This is a genomic window from Kitasatospora sp. NPDC090308, from assembly GCF_044769485.1.
GTDB lineage: Bacteria > Actinomycetota > Actinomycetes > Streptomycetales > Streptomycetaceae > Kitasatospora > Kitasatospora fiedleri.
This window is the reverse complement of record NZ_JBIVXY010000006.1, coordinates 98,580-119,591: the sequence shown is the minus strand read 5'-3', so window position 1 is coordinate 119,591 and position 21,012 is coordinate 98,580. Positions and strand designations below refer to the sequence as shown.

At 74.7% G+C, this 21,012-nt stretch carries 20 protein-coding genes and 1 tRNA gene; 8 read left to right on the top strand and 13 right to left on the bottom strand.

Annotated features, from left to right (window positions below; all coding sequences use genetic code 11):
- Window positions 1–97 precede the first annotated feature (97 nt).
- Both ACIQVD_RS16470 and ACIQVD_RS16465 read right to left on the bottom strand, forming a co-directional pair.
- A complete protein-coding gene (locus tag ACIQVD_RS16470) occupies window positions 98–1,297 on the bottom strand; it encodes a globin domain-containing protein (protein WP_402289714.1) in 1,200 nt (399 codons plus the stop codon).
- 10 nt (window positions 1,298–1,307) lie between these two features.
- Entirely contained in the window at window positions 1,308–1,724 is a 417-nt protein-coding gene (locus tag ACIQVD_RS16465; protein ID WP_400683434.1) for a globin domain-containing protein, read from the bottom strand.
- Window positions 1,725–2,023: 299 nt separating this feature from the next.
- Here ACIQVD_RS16465 and ACIQVD_RS16460 point away from each other — a divergent pair, with 299 nt between their 5' ends.
- From ACIQVD_RS16460 to ACIQVD_RS16445, 4 genes are all read left to right on the top strand, one after another.
- The gene (locus tag ACIQVD_RS16460) at window positions 2,024–5,542 is read left to right on the top strand and encodes an Ig-like domain-containing protein (protein WP_402289711.1); all 3,519 of its coding nucleotides are present in this window, start codon (window positions 2,024–2,026) and stop codon (window positions 5,540–5,542) included.
- 211 nt (window positions 5,543–5,753) lie between these two features.
- Window positions 5,754–7,136, top strand: coding sequence for an SPFH domain-containing protein (locus tag ACIQVD_RS16455; protein ID WP_402289709.1), 1,383 nt, complete (start codon window positions 5,754–5,756; stop codon window positions 7,134–7,136).
- Window positions 7,133–8,083 carry a C40 family peptidase gene (locus ACIQVD_RS16450; protein WP_402289707.1) on the top strand — a complete coding sequence of 317 codons (951 nt, stop codon included), beginning with the start codon at window positions 7,133–7,135 and terminating at the stop codon, window positions 8,081–8,083. The genes ACIQVD_RS16455 and ACIQVD_RS16450 overlap by 4 nt, the downstream gene beginning before the upstream one ends.
- Window positions 8,084–8,206: 123 nt before the next feature.
- Window positions 8,207–9,070: a hypothetical protein gene (locus ACIQVD_RS16445; protein ID WP_402289704.1), complete on the top strand. Its 864-nt coding sequence runs from the start codon at window positions 8,207–8,209 to the stop codon at window positions 9,068–9,070.
- 159 nt (window positions 9,071–9,229) lie between these two features.
- Here ACIQVD_RS16445 and ACIQVD_RS16440 read toward each other — a convergent pair whose 3' ends face one another.
- Window positions 9,230–10,186 carry an aldo/keto reductase gene (locus ACIQVD_RS16440; protein WP_402289702.1) on the bottom strand — a complete coding sequence of 319 codons (957 nt, stop codon included), beginning with the start codon at window positions 10,184–10,186 and terminating at the stop codon, window positions 9,230–9,232.
- A gap of 150 nt (window positions 10,187–10,336) precedes the next feature.
- Between ACIQVD_RS16440 and ACIQVD_RS16435 the strand changes: the two genes are divergently transcribed.
- Both ACIQVD_RS16435 and ACIQVD_RS16430 read left to right on the top strand, forming a co-directional pair.
- On the top strand, window positions 10,337–10,537 hold the full coding sequence (locus ACIQVD_RS16435; protein WP_400683448.1) for a hypothetical protein: 201 nt from the start codon (window positions 10,337–10,339) through the stop codon (window positions 10,535–10,537).
- 104 nt (window positions 10,538–10,641) lie between these two features.
- On the top strand, window positions 10,642–11,490 hold the full coding sequence (locus ACIQVD_RS16430) for a tyrosine-protein phosphatase (RefSeq protein WP_100837370.1): 849 nt from the start codon (window positions 10,642–10,644) through the stop codon (window positions 11,488–11,490).
- An 81-nt stretch (window positions 11,491–11,571) separates the two neighbouring features.
- Here the strand turns inward: ACIQVD_RS16430 and ACIQVD_RS16425 are convergent, their stop codons facing one another.
- From ACIQVD_RS16425 to ACIQVD_RS16395, 7 genes are all read right to left on the bottom strand, one after another.
- Complete coding sequence (locus ACIQVD_RS16425; protein ID WP_400684167.1) at window positions 11,572–12,405, bottom strand: RNA polymerase sigma factor SigF; 834 nt, start codon at window positions 12,403–12,405, stop codon at window positions 11,572–11,574.
- A gap of 181 nt (window positions 12,406–12,586) precedes the next feature.
- A complete protein-coding gene (locus tag ACIQVD_RS16420; protein ID WP_402289699.1) occupies window positions 12,587–13,444 on the bottom strand; it encodes an RNA polymerase sigma factor SigF in 858 nt (285 codons plus the stop codon).
- A 203-nt stretch (window positions 13,445–13,647) separates the two neighbouring features.
- A complete protein-coding gene (locus tag ACIQVD_RS16415; protein ID WP_400683453.1) occupies window positions 13,648–13,941 on the bottom strand; it encodes a Dabb family protein in 294 nt (97 codons plus the stop codon).
- Window positions 13,942–14,017: 76 nt separating this feature from the next.
- Complete coding sequence (locus tag ACIQVD_RS16410; protein WP_199528079.1) at window positions 14,018–14,182, bottom strand: hypothetical protein; 165 nt, start codon at window positions 14,180–14,182, stop codon at window positions 14,018–14,020.
- Window positions 14,183–14,685: 503 nt separating this feature from the next.
- Window positions 14,686–14,775 (bottom strand) — tRNA-Ser (locus ACIQVD_RS16405).
- 52 nt (window positions 14,776–14,827) lie between these two features.
- Entirely contained in the window at window positions 14,828–15,376 is a 549-nt protein-coding gene (gene tadA / locus ACIQVD_RS16400; protein ID WP_402289697.1) for a tRNA adenosine(34) deaminase TadA, read from the bottom strand.
- A gap of 29 nt (window positions 15,377–15,405) precedes the next feature.
- Window positions 15,406–15,966, bottom strand: coding sequence for a hypothetical protein (locus tag ACIQVD_RS16395; RefSeq protein ID WP_402289695.1), 561 nt, complete (start codon window positions 15,964–15,966; stop codon window positions 15,406–15,408).
- Window positions 15,967–16,654: 688 nt separating this feature from the next.
- Here ACIQVD_RS16395 and upp point away from each other — a divergent pair.
- Window positions 16,655–17,290, top strand: a complete 636-nt coding sequence (upp, locus tag ACIQVD_RS16390) for a uracil phosphoribosyltransferase (protein WP_111553690.1) — start codon at window positions 16,655–16,657, stop codon at window positions 17,288–17,290.
- Window positions 17,291–17,402: 112 nt separating this feature from the next.
- Here upp and ACIQVD_RS16385 read toward each other — a convergent pair whose 3' ends face one another.
- The 3 genes from ACIQVD_RS16385 to ACIQVD_RS16375 all read right to left on the bottom strand — a co-directional run bounded on the left by ACIQVD_RS16385 (window position 17,403) and on the right by ACIQVD_RS16375 (window position 19,929).
- Window positions 17,403–18,110, bottom strand: coding sequence for a LytR C-terminal domain-containing protein (locus ACIQVD_RS16385; RefSeq protein WP_402289693.1), 708 nt, complete (start codon window positions 18,108–18,110; stop codon window positions 17,403–17,405).
- Window positions 18,111–18,335: 225 nt separating this feature from the next.
- On the bottom strand, window positions 18,336–18,632 hold the full coding sequence (locus ACIQVD_RS16380; RefSeq protein WP_014136828.1) for a type II toxin-antitoxin system VapB family antitoxin: 297 nt from the start codon (window positions 18,630–18,632) through the stop codon (window positions 18,336–18,338).
- A gap of 133 nt (window positions 18,633–18,765) precedes the next feature.
- Window positions 18,766–19,929, bottom strand: a complete 1,164-nt coding sequence (locus ACIQVD_RS16375) for a hypothetical protein (protein ID WP_402289691.1) — start codon at window positions 19,927–19,929, stop codon at window positions 18,766–18,768.
- 94 nt (window positions 19,930–20,023) lie between these two features.
- Between ACIQVD_RS16375 and ACIQVD_RS16370 the strand changes: the two genes are divergently transcribed.
- A complete protein-coding gene (locus ACIQVD_RS16370) occupies window positions 20,024–20,869 on the top strand; it encodes an alpha/beta hydrolase (protein ID WP_400683465.1) in 846 nt (281 codons plus the stop codon).
- Window positions 20,870–21,012: the final 143 nt, after the last annotated feature.

The following is a 21,012-nucleotide window of genomic DNA, read 5'->3' as shown; positions in this document are numbered from 1 at the left end:
CCCCGGGTTCCCGCCCGGGGCCTTCGTCGTGCTCCCGGGAGGTGCCGCCGGTCCCGCCGCCCCCCGCTGTGGTGTCCGGGGGGCGGCGGGAGCGGCGTCAGCCGAGTTCGGTCCGGTTGATCCAGGGCACGTCGCGCTCTTCGAGGAACCACTCCGCGGGGGTGAGCGGGCGGCTGCGGTTGAAGGTGGGCGTGACGGGGTCGTGCCGGAGGAGGCCGGGTTCGGCGCCCTGCTCCAGGAGTTGGGCGCCGACGGCGGGGACGAGGTCGGGCGGGCCGGACAGGTGGATGTCGTGGCCGGAGCAGTCCCCGTACTCGCGCAGGCCCTCGCGCAGCAGCCGGGCGGCCTCGTGGCGGGAGGCGCCGGGGCCGGGCGCCGCGAGCACGGCGTGCAGCCAGGCGTGTTCCCCGACCATCTCGTGCACGGCGTCCAGGTCGTACTGGTCCTGGTCGCCGCGGGCGGCGACGAAGACCGTGGCGGGCCGTCCGCCGTCCCGGGCGAGTTGTTCCAGCAGGGCCTTGACCGGGGCCCAGCCGGTGCCGGCGGCGACCATCAGCAGCGGCCGGTCGGAGCCGGGGGCGAGCACGGCGTCGCCCAGCGGCGGGCCGATCCGCAGGCGCTCGCCGAGCCGGGCCTCGTCGACCAGCGCGGTGGACACCGCCCCGTCGGGGACCCGGCGGACGTGCAGTTCCAGGGTGTTGTCGGGACGGGGGGCACAGGCGACGGAGTAGGGCCGCCAGACCTGGGGGCGGCGGTCGGAGCAGACCGTCAGGTACTGGCCCGCGGTGTACGGGTACGGCCGGTCGGGCCGCAGGGTGAGCACCGCGAGGTCGGGGGCGGCGCGGCGGTGGCCGGTGGTCTCGGCGTTCCACCAGCGCGGGGTGGACTCCGGGACGGCCGCGGCGGCGTCGATCATGGCCTGGGAGATGGCCGTGTAGGCCTCGATCCAGGACTTCTCGATCTCGGGGGTCCAGTAGTGGCCGGAGAAGTGCTTGAGCGCGGCGATCAGGCTGGCCCCGACGGCGGGGTAGTGCTCGGGGGCGGCCTGGAACTTCCGGTGGTCGCGTCCGAGCGCCCCCAGGTAGTCGGTGAGTTTCTCCGGGTCCTCCAGCCGCAGCACGAGTTGGGTGAGCGCGGCGAAGAGGCGGTCGCGCTGTTCGGCGAGCCGCGCCGGGAAGAGCTCTTCGACACCGGGGTTGTTGGTGAACAGGTGGGCGTAGAAGAACTTGGTCAGCTGATCGGCGCGGCGCTCGACGACGGCGAAGCTGGCGCGGATGACCGCGGGGTCGAAGGCCACCGGGGGGCTCTCAGCCCGTGGCTTCTTCGGTCAGCGCCGCGCTCATGACCTCGGTGATGACGCCGTAGAGCGCCGTCCACGCGGCTTCGACCTCCGGGGTCCAGGCGTCGCCGGCGAAGTGCGCGAGCGCGGCGAGCAGGCTGCCGCCGACGGCCGGGAAGTGCTCGGGGAGGGCGCCGTAGCCGGCGTGCCGGCGGCCCAGGCCCTGGAGCACGTTGACCACGGTGTCGGTGTCCTCCAGCCGGTCGACCAGGGTGGCTATCGCGGCCCAGAGGCGGTCCTGCTGCTCGTTCATGTGCTCGGCGAAGAGCTTGCGGACGTCCGGGTTGTGCTCGAACAGGTGCGTGTAGAAGTAGGCGGTGACCTCGCTGCCGTGGGGCTCGACGACGGCGAAGCTGCTCTTGACGAGAGTGGGATCGATTGTCACGCCCGCCGACTCTACTGATAAACCCACCAATTCGAACAGGGATGGCTGACGGGAAGTCAACCAGTGGGCGGTAGTGCCCGATTGGTTCCTGTTCGCGGGAGTTGACGGTGAGTCGGGCGGGTATCCAGACACTGCTGACCGAGTGGCCGCCAATCGGGTGGTGTCGGCGGAAATGAGCAGGTGTCGCGGTATGACCGAAACCAGATCGTGATTACCTTTTGTCGGATCGTCATGACCATTCGGGTGCAGGGCGATCGGACCGCGATTCCGGGGGGCGACGACACCGAGAGGAGAGCCGGATGTGCCGACAGTTCCCGCACCGGGCCCCGGCCCCCGACGTCCGCCCGGCCGACCGTGACCGGGCCCGCCCCCGCATCGGCCGACGCACCGCCGCCCTGATCGCCACCGGGCTGCTCACCGGCCTGGGCGTCCCGCCGACGGCCGCCCAGCAGACCCCGGACGCCTGGTCCGCCGAACGGCGCGCCGTCCTGCCCTCCGGCCTCACCGTCCAGTTCGACTACGCGGCCGTCCCCGGGGTGAGCGTCGACACCGCCCCCGGCCGGCTCGCCGACCGCCCCGGCGGCAGCGACAGCCCCTACACCGACGGCATCCGCCCCGGCGACCCGGCCGAGACCTTCCGGGCCGCCGAGCGCCGCCCCGGCGCCGACGGCTCCTGGCACACCCTCGGCACCCTCCAGCTCTCCTTCTCCCGCCCGGTCCGCAACCCCCGACTGCACGTCAGCGGCCTGTCCGGGAGGGCCACTTCGAAGGACGGCAGCACCGGCACCAGCACCCGGCTGACCGTCACCGGCGGCAGCCCCGCCGCCCCCGCCCTGGTCGGCCGCACCGGCTGGCGCGGCTGGACGGTCGGCTCCGGCGAGCTCGCCCCCGCCCCCGACGCCGGGCCGGACGGCAGCGCCGACGGCACCGGCACCCTCGAACTCGTCGGCACCGTCTCGACCGTGTCGCTGCGGGTCGAGCAGCGCTCCACCGCCGAGAACGGCTCCACCACCCCGCCCGCCCCGCTCCGCCAGGCGTACACCGTCACCCTCGACGAGGGCCTCGGCAGCGCCCCGCAGGACTACGGGAACGTCTCCCACCTGGTCTCCGACCTGTTCCTCGGCCAGGACGCCGCGACCACCGCCACCCGGGCCCGCCCCGGCCTGGCCCAGACCGTCGAGCGGCCGCTCCGGCCCGGCCCGCCCGCGAGCCCGCCCCCGCCGGCGCCCGACGCCGGGCCGGTCGCCCCCAGCGTGGAGATCGACGGCGGGGAGAGCCGCCGCAGCCCCTGGGCCAGCCCGCCCCCGCCGCTGCTCCAGCCCGGCCGCGCCGAGTACCAGGGCGCCGATCCCACGCTGAGCTTCCCCGCCGAGACCGCCGTCGGCCGCTACTACCACCTGGACGTGCCGGTCAACGCGGGCAGCGGCCCCGCCGTCCTGGCCGGCTGGATCGACTTCGACCACAACGGCCGCTTCGACCCGCTGGAGCGGGTGCAGACCGAGGTCCCCGCCGGGGCGGACCGCACCGCCCTGGAGTGGCAGGTCCCGGCCGGGGCCACCGGCGGCGACACCTGGGTCCGGCTGCGGCTGGCCCGCAGCGGCGCCCAGGTCGTCACCCCCGGCGGCTTCGCCGACTCCGGGCAGGTCGTCGACCAGAAGGTCGGCATCGCGATCGGCGCCGCCAAGCCCCAGGTCGGCCTGCCCATCCCCGGCAGCACCACCCGGGAGCCCCGCCCCGAGTTCCGCGGCGACGGCGCGGTCGCCGGGGCGAGCATCGCCGTCCAGGAGAACGGCGCCACCCTGTGCACCGCCAAGGCCGGAAACGACGGCTCCTGGAACTGCCGCCCCGACCAGCCGCTCACCGAGGGCACCCACGCCCTGGTGCCGGTGGAGACCACCCGCAGCGGCATGGTGCTGCGCGGCGACGAGTTCCGGCTGACCGTCCGGACCACGCCGCCCACCGCCCCCGTCCTCACCCTGCCCGCCTACACCAACGACCCCGGCCTGCTGCTCACCGGCCTCGGCGAACCCGGCTCCACCGTCACCGTCACCGCGGGCACCCCCGGCCGGGACGGCGGCGAACTCTGCTCCACCGCCGTCGCCGCCGACGGCACCTGGTCCTGCCTGCCGGTCGAGAACCTCGCCGACGGCCGCTACCAGCTCACCCCGCGGGCCGCCGACGGCGCCGGCAACCGCTCCGACGGCAAGGCGGTCGCCCTCACCGTCGACACCGCCGCCCCCGACCGCCCGCAGCTCACCGCCCCCGGCAGCGGCGAACTCCTGCACACCGCCCGCCCCCGGATCACCGGCCGCGCCGAGCCCGGCACCACCGTCACCGTCACCGCCGCCACCGGCCACGGCGACGAACGCACCACCGTCTGCAGCGCCGTCACCGCCGCCGACGGCACCTGGTCCTGCACCCCCGCCCGCGACCTCGCCCCCGGCGACCTCACCCTCCTCGCCACCGCCACCGACCCCGCGGGCAACGGCACCCCGGGCGATCCGGTCCCGGTGCACCTCGCCGGGACGGCGGGCGGGGGCGCGAGCGCGAGCCCGAGTGCGGAGCCGAGTGCGAGCACGAGTGCGTCGCCGGCGGCGGCGGACGTGCCGAGTGCGTCGGCGTCGGCGTCCGTGTCGGCGTCCGACCTGCCGTCGAGCGCCGCGCCTTCCCCGGCGGCGTCGGACGCGTCGGTGCCGATCGTGATCCCGCCGACGGGCGCCCAGGCCGGTGCGGACGCGAGCCCGACGCCCACGTCCGCCCCGTCGCCGAGCGCGTCGGCCTCCGTCTCCGCCTCCGCGTCCGGCGCGCCGTCGAGCGTCGTGCCCTCCGGCTCGCCCGCGGTGCCGTCCTCCCCGGCGGCGCCGGACGCGCCGGTGCCGGACGCGCCGGTGCCGCCCGAGGTGCTGCCGATCGTGGTCCCGCCGACGGGCGCCCAGGCCGGTGCGGACGCGAGCCCGACGCCCACGTCCGCCCCGTCGCCGAGCGCGTCGGCCTCCGCCTCCGCGTCCGCGTCCGCCTCCGCGCCGGGGGCGGACAAGGCGGTCGAGCCCGAGCTGACGCTGCCGGTGCCGTCCGACCTGGTGCCGATCGTCGTGCCGACCCCGGACACGTCGACCGCTCCCGCCCCGCCCTCGCCGGGCGTCCTCCCGGACGCGCCGAGCGCACCCGGCGTCCCGGGCGCGCCCTCGCCGTCCGAGGCGCACGCTGTCGCGGTGCCGCCGACCGCCGACCCGACGGGTGGTCAGGTCGCCCCGGCGCCCGTGCCGCCCGGGGCGCCTGCCCGGCCGGTGCAGCCCGCGACGGCCACGCCGAGCCGGGTCGCCCCGCCCGTGACGACTGCGCCGCCGGTCGCGACGCCCCCGGTCGGCACGCCGTTGCCGCCGGTGGCGCCGAGCGCGACCCGGCGGGCTTCGGCGGACGTGACGGTGCTGTCCGCCCCGCCGTCCCCGGCCCCGTCCGGGCCCGCTCCCGCCTCCGCGCCGCCCTCGCTCTCGGCGTCCCCGTCCGCCCAGGCACCGGCCCCGCCGTCCGACGCCCCGTCAGCCCTCGCTCCCGATACCACTCACGCTCCCGATCCGGGTTCGGGGCCGGAGGCCGACGGCGACTCGGCCCCGGACGATCCGGCGGACGAGGCGGTGCAGGCACAGCCGCAGTCGCGGACGCCGGCCGCGCCGCCGCCGGACGTGGTGGCGGCGGCGCACCGGGCGGCGGCCACCGGGTGGCGCGGGCTGGCCTGCGGGGCGCTGCTGGTCGCGGCGGGCGTGGGGTTGCTGACTCGCCGGGTGTTCGGCCGGGGGAGTGGTACCCGGCGTCGCTGACGGGCCGTCCGGTCCGGTTCCGATCTCCGGTCGGTCCGCTCGTTCCCGCAGTTCAGGGCGGGCGGGCCGACGCGCATCCGCATAGCGGACAGACCGACACACTGCCTGCTAAATGTCGCATTTGATGACTTATCAACCTAGCCTGAGTCTGGCACTGCCCGTCAGATCCGGGCCGCCCGTTGCGCGACACACTGACCCTTAGGACACGTGCATGGACGTCACCCGCGACTCGTCGCCGCGACCCAACTCCTGGCCCCCCGCCGCACCCCAGCCCCCGGTCGGTGCGACCCAACTGACCAAGGCGGTCGCCAAGGCCGTCGCCAAACCGCTGATCACGGCCGCCCCGCCGGTCGAGGACGACCTCGACCGGGGCGCGGCCACCCAGCCGCTCCCGGTGGTGAACCCGGCCGTCGACCCGGCCCGCCTGGTGCCGGTCGGCGCGGACGAGCCGTCCGTGCTCCCGCCCGCGCCCCGCCCCGCCGCCGAACCGACCGCCGCCGAACCCGCGGCCGCGGCCACCGGTCCGCGCGGCGCGGTCTCCGGCGGGCTCCGCCGGCTCAGCGCGGCCACCGCGAAGCAGCCGCCGGCGCCCCCGGCGGCGGAGGCCGCGACCCACCGCCGGCCGCCGCGCGCGGACCAGTCCCTGCGCGAGCGGCGCGCCTTCGTCCTGCCGGGCTGGCTGCCGCTGCTGGTGCTGCTGGCCGGGGCGGCCGGGGTGCTGCTGGTGCTGGCCCGGGCCGGGGCGCTCCCGCGACTGGCCGGGGTGCCCGACCTGCGCGGCCCGGCCGCGCTGGACAGCGGGCGGGCCGCGGTCGACGACGGCACGGTCGCCGCGGTCAGCGCGATCGGGCTGGTGATGCTGGCCGCGCTCGGCGGGATGCTGTCCAACCCGGGCGGCGAGACCCGGGTGCTGACCCGGTGGGGCCGCTACCGGGGCACCGTCCGCCGCACCGGCCTGCTCTGGGTGAACCCGCTGCTGCGCCGCCGCCGGGTGGACGTCCGGCTGCGGCACTGGCGCAGCGAGCCGGTGCACGTCACCGACCGGGCCGGGACGCCGCTGGTGGTGCGGCTGCTGATCGTGTGGCGGGTCAAGGACACCGCCCGGGTGACGCTGGGCATCGCCGAACACGAAACGTATCTGCGCGAGCAGGTGCAGGCCGTTCTCACCCGAACCGCCTCCCTCCTGCCGTGCGACTCCAACTCCGCGCCGGGCCCCGCGCTGCGCGACGGCCAGTGGTTCGCCGACGAGCTGACCCGGGCGCTGGCCGCCGAGACCGCCCCGGCCGGGGTCGAGGTCTACTCGGTGCAGCCGCTGGCCCTGGACTACGCGCCGGAGGTCGCCGAGTCGATGCGCCGCCGCCGGCTCGCCGACCTGGACGCCGGGCTGCGGACCGTCCTGGTGGACGACGCGGTGGAGGCCGCGGCGCTCGCGGTGCGACGCCTGGAGCACGCCACCGCCCACGAGTTGGACGACAGCGCGCGCAGCGCCCTGATGGAGCAGCTGCTGGTCGCGTTCGTCGCCCCGGCCGGGGTCACCGCCTCGGTGCCCGCCCCGGCCGCCCGCCCGAACCGCAAGGAAGGGAAACCCGCGTGACCACCGCGCTCGCCTCGATATCCACCGACCCCACCGACCTTCCGGACTTCTCCGGGGCCCCGCTGCTGGGCTTCGCCGAATCCGACGGTGCCCCGACCTGCCGCTGTGCCCCGTGCGCCCGGCCGGCGGCCCGCACCGGCGGGTCCGGCGCGGCCGAGCGGGCGGGCCGAATACACCGGGCCGTGCGTTCGACCCTGCTGGCCGGCACCGTGCTGGCGGGCGCCGGAGCGGCCGGTCTCGGCCTCGACGCGACCGCCGCGCAGGCCGTGCCCGCACCGTCCGGCCCCGGCTGGGACGGCAAGGTCTACTGGTTCAAGAACGCGGCCGGCGAGTGGCGCTACACCAAGTGGTACGACGTCTACCTCGACCGCACCGGCGGCGCCAAGAGCGGGCAGCCGCAGTCCCCGCCGTCGAAGACCGCCCCGGCGCAGTCCTCCGGAGGAATCCGGCAGGGCTGGGACGGCAAGGTCTACTGGTTCAGGAACGCGGCCGGCGAGTGGCGCTACACCAGCCACTACGACGTCTACGTCTCCCGGACCGGCGACAGCGGAGCCCCCGCCGGGCAGTCCGACGGACCTGCCGCGAGCGGGGTCGAGGCGGCGGTGTCCTACGCGCTGGCGCAGGTCGGCAAACCGTACGTGTGGGGCGGCAACGGACCCGACGGGTTCGACTGCTCGGGCCTGGTCCAGCAGGCGTTCCGCCGGGCCGGGATCTCCACCCCCCGGGTCGCCGCCGACCAGTACCGGGCCGCCACCCCGATCGGCTCCGGCCAACTGCGGCGCGGCGACCTGCTGTTCTGGTCCAGCAACGACCGGGCCTCCGGCATCCACCACGTGGCCGTCTACCTCGGCGACGGCACCTACGTCGAAGCCCCGCGCCCCGGGACGAACGTCCGGGTCTCCCGCCTCACCAGCGGCTACTACCCGGACTTCCTGGGCCGCTACTGAGCGCCCGGGAAGACGGCGGTTCCGCGTTGGACCTGTCGGTTTCCCGGCATTCTGCCGCTGCCGTGTCGGCGGCGGCAGAATGCCGGGAAACCACGCGTCGTCCGGTCTCCGTAGGATCGGCGCATGGCTGAGACCTGGGTGGAGCTGGGATCCGTCGACGCGCCGTCCGGCGTGCTGGTGCTCGGCATGGCCAGGTGGATCGACTACTGGCGGAAGCTCGGGCAGCCGTTGTCCGGGCGGGCCAGGGCGGCAGCGTCGTCGGGCGGAGGCCATCTTCGCGAGTGGTTGTGCGAGGCGGTCGCGGTCCCGGCCGCCGCCGACCGGCCGTTGGGGGTGCGGGCGAGCACCTCGCCGTCTCCGTTCGACGAGGAACCGGCGATCGCGACCCTGGAGATCAGCCTCGGCCGCAAGTGGCCCGAGTCCGCGGACCGGTCGGTGCCGGTTCGGCTCGGGGACCTGCCCGTCGACCGGTGCGGCATGGTCGTCGGCGACGCCACAGGGCTGGACGCGTGGACGGGGATGAACGACGAGCCGGCCGACGGACTCGCCGACGTCTTCTACTGGGGCCGGTACGCGGACGACGCGCACGCCGAGTTCGGTGGCGAGCGGACCGCGCAGTACGGCGTCGAAGGACCGCACGGGTGGCTCGACCTCCCGTTGGCCGAGGCGGTCGCCCGCGCGGCCGAACTCACCGCCTGGTGCGACCGCCTCCACGGCAAGGGCCTCGCGGTCTCGATCGACAAGCACACCGACGACCACCGTTTCCGGCGAGCCGGATGGCACCACCCGCTGCGCGCCGGGGTGATCGAGGTCGGCGGCTGCCAGGCGCTCGGCATCGAATGGGACCAGGGTGACCACTCGATGAGGCACCACGGTGAGCGGGACGCCGGCCAGGTCTATCCGGTCACCCTCGAAGCCGACGCGGCGGGCGAGACGGTGCTGCGATGGACCATCCCGCCCTACGAATTCGACGACGAGGACGAGTGACGGGCGCGGCCCCGGGGCTCCGCCAGCGTGGCGAGATCGATCCGAGGGCCGCAGGTCATCGGGGTGATTACCGGTCCGGACCGCGAGATCCCGCAGAGACGGCGGCGCCCCTCCCGCTGCGTCGGTGGGAGGGGCGCCGGTGCGTGCCGGGGCGGGAGGTCAGGCGGAGGCCTCGGAGAGCAGCTTGAGTTCGGCCCCGGTCAGCTGGAGCGAGGCGGCGGCCAGCAGCGGGGGCAGCTGCTCCGGCGTGCGGGCGCTGGCCAGCGGGGCGGCCACCGTCGGCTGTGCGGCGAGCCAGGCCAGGGCCACCGTCGCGACCTGCGTGCCGTGGGCGGCGGCCACCTCGTCCAGGGCGGCGAGCACCCGGGGGCCGCGCGGGTCGTCCAGGTAGCGGCCGGCGCCCTGGGCGCGGGCGGAGTCGACGACCGTGCCCGGGCGGTACTTGCCGGTCAGGAAGCCGGAGGCGAGCGCGTAGTACGGGACGGACGACAGGCCGTGGGCGGCGACCACGTCCGCCAGCGGGCCCTCGTAGGTGTCGCGGGAGACCAGGTTGTAGTGCGGCTGCACCGCGACGTACTTGGCCAGGCCCTCGCGCCCGGCGAACTCCAGCGAGGCGGCCAGCCGCTCCGGGCCGATGTTGGACGCGGCGACCTCGCGCACCTTGCCCGCGCGGACCAGCTCGTCGAGCGCCGTGACGATCTCCTCCACCGGGGTGTCGAGGTCGTCCTTGTGGGTGTAGAACAGGTCGATCCGCTCGACGCCGAGCCGGCGCAGCGAAGCCTCCGCGCCGCGCTTGATCGTGTCGGCCCGCAGGTTGTCCAGGCCGGGCAGCGAGCCGACCTTGGTGGCGACCACGATCTGCTCGCGGTTGCCCCGGCTGCGCAGCCAGTCGCCGATCACCGTCTCCGACTCGCCGCCGGAGTTGCCCGGCGCCCAGGCCGAGTAGACGTCCGCGGTGTCGATGAAGTTGCCGCCCGCCGCCGCGTAGGCGTCGAGCACGGCGAAGGACTGCGCGGCGTCGGCCGTCCAGCCGAACACGTTGCCGCCGAGCGACAGCGGGGAGACGGCGAGGTCGGAGGGGCCGAGGGTCACCCGGGGGGCTTCACTGTTGGTCATGACGGAGGACAACCCGTTCGGGTCCGGCTTGATTCCGGCAGGCCGCGCGTTCACCTCCCGGTCGGCCGAGGTGAGAGGTCCGTGCAGACCGGGCCCGGGACGGGGACCGGGGTGTCGGCGGGCGGCCCCGGAGGGCTAGAGTCCCGTTCCATGGCTGACAACGACTACGACCCCGCCGGCTCGACCCAGATGTTCCGGGCGTTCGTCGACGAGGCCCCGGCCCCGCAGGCCCCGGGCACCGTCACCACCTACGGCAGCAGCTCCTCGTCGAGCCGCACCCCGATGATCGTCGTCGGGGCCATCGTGGCCCTGGCGGTCGTCGCCGGTGTGATCTGGCTGGCCGTCAAGTAGCGCCCGCGCCCGCCCGCCCGGGGCCGACCGGACACCCCGGGCGGCCCCGGCGCCCGGCGTGCCTAGACTGACCGGGTCCGCCGCACCGCCGCGAGGAGGCACCCGTGACCGCGCCGTCCACCGAGACCGCCAGAAGCCTCGGCCTGGCCGCCGCCGTCAACGCCCGCGACCTCGGCGGCTACCGCACCGCGGACGGCCGCACCGTGCGCCCGGGCGCGCTGCTGCGCACCGAGGCGCTCAGCCGGCTCGGCGAGGCCGACCGGGCGCTGCTCGGCGCGATCGGGCTGCGGCACGTCATCGACCTGCGCAGCCTCGACGAGGTCCGCCACCTGGGCGCCGACCTCGTCCCCGGCCTGGCCGAGGCCGTGCTGCCGGTGGACGCCGCGGCCACCCTGAGCGTGCCGTCGGCCGACGGACTCGGGCCGACCCTGCACCACCTGCCGGTGTTCTCCGCGGACTTCGACCTGTACGTGGAACTGCGCCGGGCGCTGGGCACCGGCGACCCGACGGCGATGCACGCCGTCCTCGGGGACGGGCGGGGCACCGCGATGATGACCTCGATGTACCGCTGGTTCGTCACCGACGCCGTCGCCCGCTCCCGCTTCGCCACCGTGCTGCGGCTGATCACCGAGGCGGACGGCGCGCCGGTGCTCTTCCACTGCACCGCCGGCAAGGACCGCACCGGCTGGACGGCGGCGCTGCTGCTCACCGCGCTCGGCGTCGACCGCGAGACCGTCCTCGCGGACTACCTGCTCACCAATGACCGCTCGGCGGCCCTGATCGCCCGGGTCGACCCGCTGATGCAGCCGCTGGCCCGCGCGGAGGCGGTCTACCTGGAGGCGGCCTTCGAGGAACTGGCCCTGGGCTGGTCCGGCTTCGAGCACTTCTGGCAGGACGGGCTGGGGCTCACCGAACGGCACCTCGCCGCCCTCCGGGCCGCCTGCACCGTCTAAGCTCTGTCCGGCCGGTCCTGTCGGGCGCGCGACGCCGCGCGCCGATCCGGCAGGACCGACCGGACAGGGACTGCCGGGTGCCTATTCGGCGGTGAGGCCCTCGCGGAGGTGGGCCAGCGTCTTGGTGAGCAGCCGGGAGACGTGCATCTGGGAGATGCCGATCTCCTCGCCGATCTGGGACTGCGTCAGGTTGCCGAAGAAGCGGAGCATGATGATGCGGCGCTCGCGCGGCGGGAGCTTGGCGAGCAGCGGCTTGAGCGACTCGCGGTACTCGACGCCTTCGAGGGCGAGGTCCTCGTAGCCGAGGCGGTCGGCGAGCGGGCCGTCGCCGCCGTCGTCCTCGGCGGGGGTGGAGTCGAGCGAGCTGGCGGTGTACGCGTTGCCGACGGCGAGGCCCTCGACCACATCGTCCTCGGAGACGCCGAGGTAGGCGGCGAGTTCGGGGACGGTGGGGGAGCGGTCCAGGCGCTGGGAGAGCTCGTCGCCGGCCTTGGTGAGGGCCAGGCGCAGCTCCTGGAGGCGGCGCGGGACGCGCACGGACCAGCTGGTGTCCCGGAAGAAGCGCTTGATCTCGCCGACCACGGTGGGCATGGCGAAGGTCGGGAACTCGACGCCGCGGTCCGGGTCGAAGCGGTCGATGGCCTTGATCAGGCCGATGGTGCCGACCTGGACGATGTCCTCCATCGGCTCGTTGCGGCTGCGGAAGCGCGCGGACGCGTACCGGACCAGCGGCAGGTTGAGCTCGATCAGGGTGTCCCGGACGTAGGTGTGCTCCGCGCTGCCGGCCGTCAGCCCGGCGAGCCGGCGGAACAGCGTGCGGGAGAGCGTACGGGTGTCGAGGGCCCGGTCGGGGGCCTCGGCGGGACCGGCCTGGGCCGGGATCGGTACGACGACGGCTTCGGCCTCGACTTCGATGACCGCACTGCCCGGTTCTGTGAACACGCGCCCACCCCCTTGTGACTGGCTGTCGAACGGTCGCCACCGCGCAGTGGTTCCCGGCTGACGGGTCTGACTGCTCAATACCGGCCCACCGGCCCCGGCAAACCCGTTCGTCGCGACTCGTCACCCGCCGGTGACACGCGGCAACAGGGACGACTCACTCCTCCCAGGAGTTGCCGGTGCGCAGCCGGGAGAGGATCCGGGACAGCAGCCGGGAGACGTGCATCTGGGACATGCCGAGTTCGGTGGAGATCTGCGACTGGGTGAGGTTGGCGAAGAACCGCAGCATGATGATCCGGCGCTCCCGCTCGGGGAGCTGCACCAGCAGGTGGCGGACCATGTCGCGGTGCTCGACGTCGGTGAGGGCGGAGTCCTCGTAGCCGAGCCGGTCGAGCAGGGCGAGGCCGCCCTCGTGCTCCTGGGCGGCCTCCAGGGAGGCGGCGTTGTAGGCGCGGCCGGCGTCCAGGCAGGCCCGGACGTCCTCCTCGGGGATGCGCAGGTTGGCGGCGATCTCGGGGACCTTGGGGGCCCGTCCGTGGGTGACGGTCAGCTCCTCCATGGCGCCGCTGACCTGCACCCAGAGCTCCTGGAGCCGGCGCGGGACGTGCATGGTGCGGACGTTGTCGCGGAAGTAGCGCTTGATCTCACCGAGGATGGTGGGCAGTGCGTAGGTGGGGAACTGGACGCCGCGCTCGGGGTCGAAGCGGTCGATGGCGTTGATCAGGCCGATGGTGCCGACCTGGACGATGTCCTCCATCGGCTCGCTGCGGCTGCGGAAGCGGGTGGCGGCGTAGCGGACCAGCGGGATGTTGATCTCGATCAGGGCGGAGCGGACCCGGGCGCGCTCGGGGGCGTCGGCCGGGAGTTCGGCGAGCCGTTCGAACAGGATCCGGGTGAGGGTGCGGACGTCCACCGCGCCGCGGGTGCCGGGGCGGCGGGAGGCCAGCTCGACGGGGTCCGGCCCGTCCTCGGTCCGGTCCTCCGGAGCACTGCCCTGCTGCGTCCGTACGGACACGTCACCCCTCCCTCGTCAACCACCTCGCCAATTTCCGGCAAAACCGGTCATAGCATCACAAGTCGCTCTGTGGCCGGGCAAGCACCCGATGGAGGCGTGTTGACGGACCGTCCAGCATTCGGCGGAGTGTGCTGCGGCCCCCGTCCGCGGGCGGAGGGCGGGGGCCGCCGGGTCGTGCGTGTGCGACGGATGGCGGGGGAGGGTCAGACCTCCAGGTCGGCGATCACCCAGGTGGCGAACTCGCGCCACTGCGCGGCGGCGGCCTGATGGGCCGGGTGGCCCAGGTAGGCGGCCAGCGCCTCGCGGTCCGCGACCAGGCTGTTGACGGCGAAGTCCTGGGCGATGTCCCGCTCGGCGAAGTTCCAGCCGCACTCCCACTCGCGCAGCTCGGGGATCAGCGCGCCGAGCTCGGCGAACGCCGCGGCGCCCGCGACGGCCCGCGGGTCCTCCTTGGTGACGCCTTCGTTCAGCTTGAACAGGACCAGGTGCCGGATCACGATGCCGCTCCTCGCGGGTGGGAGGGGGCGCGCCCGGTCGCGGGCGCGCCCCCGACGGACGGACCCCGCAACGGTACTAGCGCACCAGTCCGGTCATGAACGAGCCGACCGCCCTGGCGGCGTCCGAGATGCCCACGAACCCGGACTTCACCAGGTCCGCCGAGCGCTCCGGTGAGGTGATGATCGTGTAGATGACGAAGACGACCAGGATCCACATGGCCACCTTCTTCGCCTGAGCCATCGAACGGGCCTGCCTCCCTGAGTCGGGCCGCCGTCCTCTCCCCGCACGGCCCTGCCACCCGGCAGCTTATCCACCGGACGGCGCAACGGGTGAGGGACGTGTTCACCCGCGGGGACGAAGGTCCCGCGCGGACGGGGCTTTCTCCGGATGTCCCCAGCGGGGCGGCGCGGCAGGATGGTTGATGTACCGAGGATCTGGCAGGAATCCCCGGTACGGCGATCCGGAGGTCCCCGCTGTGGGACCGGGCCCCGCGGCTTCCCCCGACGCGGACCCGGTTGTGGGACCTCCGCCAGGGGCAGCGGCTCGTCCCCCCGGAGCTGCTGCCCCCACCGCGGACCGCGAGGTCCGTCCAGGCTCCGCACTCCCGATGGGCACGGTGGTCAACCGCCCGGGAGTGCGGAGCCTCTCGCCGCTCCGCCCGCCTCCCCTCGGGCCGGAAGCGGTCCCGGCACGGCGAAGGGCCCGACCGGAAGCCGGTCGGGCCCTTCGTTCGTCCTGCTCAGTGGCGGTAGCGGTGGGATTCGAACCCACGGTGGAGTTGCCCCCACACACGCTTTCGAGGCGTGCTCCTTTGGCCGCTCGGACACGCTACCGAGGGGAACTCTACCGGATCGGCGAGGCGGGGCGAAATCCGTTGTCGGGGGCTCAGCGCCGGGTGTCGAAGAAGGCCAGCAGTTGGGCGGTGCACTCGTCGGCGAGGACGCCGCCGACCACCTCGGGGCGGTGGTTGAGGCGGTTGTCGCGGACCACGTCGAAGAGGGAGCCGGCCGCGCCGGCCTTCGGGTCGTGGGCGCCGAAGACGACGCGGGCGAGGCGGGAGAGGACGATCGCGCCCGCGCACATGGTGCAGGGCTCCAGGGTGACGACCAGGGTGCAGCCGGTCAGGCGCCACTCCCCGACGGTTCGGGCGGCCTGCCGGATCGCCACCACCTCGGCGTGGCCGGTGGGGTCGCCCACCGCCTCGCGGACGTTGTGGCCGCGGCCGAGCACGGTGCCGTCCGGTCCGAGGACGAACGCCCCGACCGGGACGTCACCGGTGACGGTGGCCAGTGCGGCCTCCTCGATCGCGAGGCGCATCCGGTCCTGCCACCGGTCGCGGACCGGGTCGGGGCGTTCGGGGGCGGGCAGCGGGGCGATCCGCGGCCGTTCGCCCGGGTCGGCGGGGTCGGTGAGGGGGGCGGGAACGGGCTGCATGGACCCAGTGTCGGGCACCGGGCCCGCCGCTACCGAACGGCCTCCAGGACCTCGCCGCAGCCCAGCGCCTCGGCGATCTCGCCCAGCGCGTCGCCGGGCGCGGCCCCCTCGCCGGCCAGCTCCAGCAGGTCGGCCGCGGTCATCCCGAACTCGGTCAGCAGCTCGGAGTCGCCGATCGGCCCGATCGGGCTCGCGCCCCGCCCGCCGACCGGCTCCTCGTCCTCGTCCTCGGCGACCGCGCCGTCCTCGGCGTCCTCGTCGTCGAGCCCGGCGACGAGACCGTCGAGGTCGTCGAAGTCGGCCTCCCCGTCCTGTTCGATCAACTCGTCGGTGAGCACCGCGCCGTACGAACTGCGCGCCGCGGCCGCCGCGTCGGAGACGAAGATCCGCGGGTCGTCCTCACCGTCGATGCGCAGGACCGCGAACCACGCGTCCTCCTGCTCGATGAAGACCAGCACGGTGTCGTCGTCCTCGGCCGCTTCGCGGGCCAGGTCGGTCAGGTCGGCCAGGGTCTCTACGTCGTCGAGTTCCGTCTCGCTCACATCCCACCCGGCACCGGTGCGAGCAAGCACTGCAGCGAAGTACGCCACCAGGGACACTCCCAAGATTGGTCTCGGCTGTCGGCGATCTCGGGCGGGTGCGGTCCGGCCGCCCCCGCGCCAGAAGGAGGTCCGCTGTTCGGACCGTCCCACCGCATCGTGACAGAAAGCCCGCCGCTGCGGGGAGTGTTCGGCAGCGCGTCTTCGCAGGTCGTGTCGGAATGGTCGGCTTCCGGCCGCTCGGGGCGCGGATCCTGACCGCCCGGCCCCTCGCGGAGGGGGCGTCCGGGGCCCCGCGGGGCGCAACTCCGGTGCGGGGCGCGGCCCCCGGCGGTCAGGTCCGGAAGGTGCGCATCCGCAGCGCCTCGCGCATCCGGCGCTCCTTGGTCCGTCTCGGCTGCACCCGGGCCCGCAACTCCCGGGCCTCGGCCAACTCGCGGAGGAACACGGCCCGGCGCTTGCGCCGTTCCGCGTCGGTCTCCGCGGCGCGCTGCGCGCCGTTCTCTGACTCCGGACGGGACTCGTCTGTCGAGCCTGACCCGCCCGCGCCGGCGGTGGATGCCCGCGTCGGGTTGCTCTTCATAGGTTCCGACTTTCCCAGATCGGCCCCGCCGATACCACAGGAGCGGCCCGAGTTCCGTGATCGCGGACGGACCGCGGCGCATCCGGCGGGTCATCCCGGTCGTCCCGGTTCGTACGGAGTCGTACACACGTACCCGCGCCCGTTACCGTTGGTGTCATGCGTCTCCACGTCGTCGACCACCCGCTGGTCGCCCACAAGCTGTCCACCCTGCGCGACGAGCGCACGGACTCGCCGACCTTCCGGCGGCTCACCGACGAGCTGGTGACCCTGCTCGCGTACGAGGCGACCAGGGACGTCCGTACCGACACGGTCGAGATCACCACCCCGGTCGCCGTCACCCGGGGCACCCGGCTCTCCTACCCGCGCCCGCTGGTCGTCCCGATCCTCCGGGCCGGCCTCGGCATGCTCGACGGCATGACCCGGCTGCTGCCCACCGCCGAGGTCGGCTTCCTCGGGATGGTGCGCAACGAGGAGACGCTGGAGGCGTCGACCTACGCGACCCGGATGCCGGACGACCTCTCCGGGCGGCAGATCTACGTCCTCGACCCGATGCTCGCCACCGGCGGCACCCTGGTCGCGGCGATCCGGATGCTGCTCGACCGGGGCGCCACCGACGTCACCGCCGTGGTGCTGCTGGCCGCGCCCGAGGGCGTCGCGCTGATGGAGCGCGAGCTGGCGGGGCGGCCGGTCACGGTGGTCACCGCGGCGGTCGACGAGCGGCTCAACGAGCACGGGTACATCGTGCCGGGGCTGGGCGACGCGGGCGACCGGCTGTACGGCACGGCCGGCTGAGGACGGTACGGGCAGTAGGACGGTAGGACGGTAGGAACGGCGGAGGTCCGGCCGGGGCGGTGGTTCCGCCTCCGGCCGGACCTTCGTCGTGCTGCCGCGGGAGCGCCGGGGCTCAGCAGTGGCCGGGCTCCGGGGTGGGGGAGGGCTTGGTGAGTTCGGCGAGGGCGGCGGCGGCCTGGGCCGGGTCGGCGAGCGCGCTGAAGGTGTCGCCGATGACGAAGTCGACGGTGGCGTCGGCCCGGGTGTCCTCGGTGGCGGTCGCGGTGGCGACCTGGGAGGACAGCAGGGTGGCCGCGCCGAGGCCGCCGGGGCCGCTGACGATCTGCGCGGTGCCGGGGACCTTCTTGTCGAGCGCGGCGGGCGCGTTGCCCACCTTGTCGACCACGAAGCCGCGCTTGCGGAGCTCGTCGGCGGTGCGGGCGGCCAGGCCGGCCTTGTCGGTGGCGTTGTAGACGTTCACCGTGACGGCGGCGGGCTGCGGCACCGCGGTGTTGCTCGGGACGGGCGCCGGGGCGCCGGAGACGGCGGCGGCCGCGGCCGCCGCGGCGGGAGCGGCGGCCGACGGGGAGCCCTCCGGGGCGGCCAGCGGCTTGCCGGAGGAGGTGGCGCACGCCTGGGCGGCGGCGTCCTTGGCGTTCTTGCCGGTGAAGACGTCGTAGAGCTGGACGCCGCCGACCGAGACCAGGCCCAGTGCGAGGACGCCGCCCAGCGCGACGGCGACCTTCCGGCCGCGGCGCGGGGGCCGGCTGAGCCTGGGGTAGGCGTTTCCGGTGACGCGGTACTGCTTCCCCTTCAAACCCCGGGGAGTCAACATGCTCATGGTCTGTCTCCCCCATAGGTGCCAGGGTGGGGTGCCGGTGACCGCGGGGCGGCCGTGGGAACGGACCGCGGAACCGCTGTAGTCAGCAGACTAATCCGACAACGGGTGCGCAGGTACTAGATGATCATCATCCGGGGGATGACGGCACTCGAAAGGACGTACCGGTACCGGCACCGGTTGCGCCACGCCCCGGGACGGTTCCGGATGTTCCCGGACGGCGTGCGGTCAGTCCATCTCCAGCACGCGGGCGTGCAGGACCTGCCGCTGCTGGAGGGCGGCCCGGACGGCGCGGTGCAGGCCGTCCTCCAGGTACAGGTCGCCGCGCCACTTCACCACGTGGGCGAACAAGTCCCCGTAGAACGTGGAGTCCTCCGCGAGGAGGGTCTCCAGGTCCAACTGGCCCTTGGTGGTCACCAGCTGGTCCAGCCGCACCGGACGCGGCGCGACGTCCGCCCACTGGCGGGTGCTGGTCCGGCCGTGATCCGGGTACGGCCGCCCGTTGCCGATGCGCTTGAAGATCACACGGAAAGCCTACCGTTCGGGACGCTCCGGGCGCAGCAGGCGGGGCTAACGGTGCGTTGACCGGGCCGGGGGACGGAACGGTCCCTATCCGTGCGAACGGCGCATTCCGGTCGTCCGGCGCGGCGGCCGGACCTCATCGCAGGGCCTGGCCGATGCGGTCCAGCGAGGACAGCCGCATCAGGCCGTAGTTGTAGAACTCGACCTCGGGGACCCCGAGTTCGCGCAGCGCGGCGATCTTGGCGGCGAGGTTGGCCGGCCCGTCGCAGTCGGAGGCCATCGGGCGCAGGATGACCGCCATGTCCTGCGGGCGGACGCCGTGCAGGGCGAAGGCGGCGACCTTCTCGCGGACCTCCTCCGGGGTCCTCGCGTAGCCGAGCGTCTCGATCTGGTGGGCGGCGCCCGTGAGGGCGGGCAGGTCGATGCCGGACAGCCAGCCGGTGCCGGGGCCGCCGCCGTCCATGAAGGTCAGCCGCATGCCGTGCGCGGCGGCGGTGGCGGCCAGCTCGGCGGCGAGCGAGGTGACGGTGCGGGCGGAGGCGTCCACGTAGGCGGCGAAGGCGCCGCCGGCCAGCTCGTCCAGCGGGGCGGGCGCCAGGGCGCGCGACTCGTCGGCGAGGCGGGCCCGCAGCTCGGTGCGGACGGTGTCGCGGACGTGTTCGGCGGGGACGCCCGCGGCGTTCGCGGCGGCCAGGCAGTGCGGGCAGAAGCAGACCGACAGCAGCGCCTCGGTGACCGGGCCGAGCTCCTCGAAGTAGCGCTCGTGGTGGTAGCCGTGCGCCAGGCCGTGGAAGTGCAGCGACTCGGCCCGGATCGCGTCCACGCCGTACCGGGCCAGCTCCTCGACCACGGTGCGGCAGTACTCGCGGACCTCCGGGTTGGCCGGGCACAGCTCGGTCAGGTGGCGGTCGCCGAAGGCGTTGGCCGGGGCGCAGTCGGGGTGCGCGAAGCCGAGCCGGTCGTTGTGGCAGAAGACCGTCCAGGCGTGCAGCTTCAGGCCGCGGCGGCGGGTCTCCTCGGCGGCCTCGGCGAACGGGTCGCGGGCGCCGATCGCGGTGGACGGCAGCGGGGAGAGCCGGCGGCCGGCCCAGCGGGCCGGGTCCGGGCGGAAGTACGCGGCACCGGGCTCCAGGTAGCGCAGCACCCGGCGCGGGTTGTGCGGGAAGACGTCGCGGGCCTCGTGGTAGACCGAGGCCAGCGTGACGCCGCCGACGCCCGCCCGGTCGGTAAGGTTGCCGAAGAAGGTGTCGGCCCCTTCGTCGAGCAGGTCGGTGGCGAAGGCGAGGACGGACGTCTCCACGGGGCAACTCCGGAGAAGGAAGTACAGGGAGTGACCACGCTAACCGCGCGCTCCCGTATTGGTCTATACCTGGTTGGGTGAGGAGAGCGGCGGCATGACGGTCTACCGGGGCTTCGACCAGCGGGAACTCGACCGGGAGTACTCGCCCAGCACCAAGGCCGCGGACTTCGACGCCGAACTCGCGGCGTACGCGGCGCAGAGCCGCCGGGCCTACCAGGAACTCGCCGGGCACCGGGAGCTGCGCTACGGCACCGCCGGGCCCGAACGGCTCGACTTCTTCCCGGCCGGCCCCGGCGCGCCGCTGCACGTCTTCGTGCACGGCGGCTTCTGGCAGGAGCTCGGCAAGGAGGACTCGGTCTTCCCCGCGCTCGACCTCGTCCCGCACGGCACCGCGTTCGCCGCCGTCGGCTACGGCCTCGCCCCGCAGTGGACGGTCGAGCAGATCACCGAACAGGTCACCACCGCGGTGCTCTGGCTGGTCGAGCACGCGGCGGAACTCGGCACCGACCCCGCACGCGTCGTGCTCAGCGGCAGCTCCGCGGGAGCGCACCTGGCGGCGAGCGCCCTGCTCGACCCCAGACTGCGCGGGCGGATCCGCGGCGCGGCCCTGCTCAGCGGCGTCTACGACCTGGAGCCCGTCACCCTCAGCTACGTCAACCAGCCGCTCGGCCTGGACCTCGACCGGGCCCGCCGGCTCAGCCCGCTGTACGCCGCGCCGGACGCGCTGGCGGCGCTGCCGCCGGTGCTGCTCGCGCTGGGGGAGCACGAGACGGGGGAGTTCGGGCGGCAGCAGGCGGAGTTCGCGGAGACGGCCCGGGAGAACGGGGTGCCGGTGCACGAGCTGCTGGTCGGGGGGCGCAACCACTTCGACCTGGTCTTCGACCTGGGGAAGGTGGAGACGGTGCTGGGGGCGGCGGTCGAGGCGTTGTGGCGGAGTTGAGGGGCTGAGGGGACGGGGACGGTGCGGCGGCGGCGGTCGAGGCGTCGTGGTGGAGTGCCCGGGGCGGGCTGAGGTGGTGTCACCCGTGGCGGGGCGGGGCTCCGTAGACTGCCGGAGGAGTTTCCACACCTTCGATGAGGACG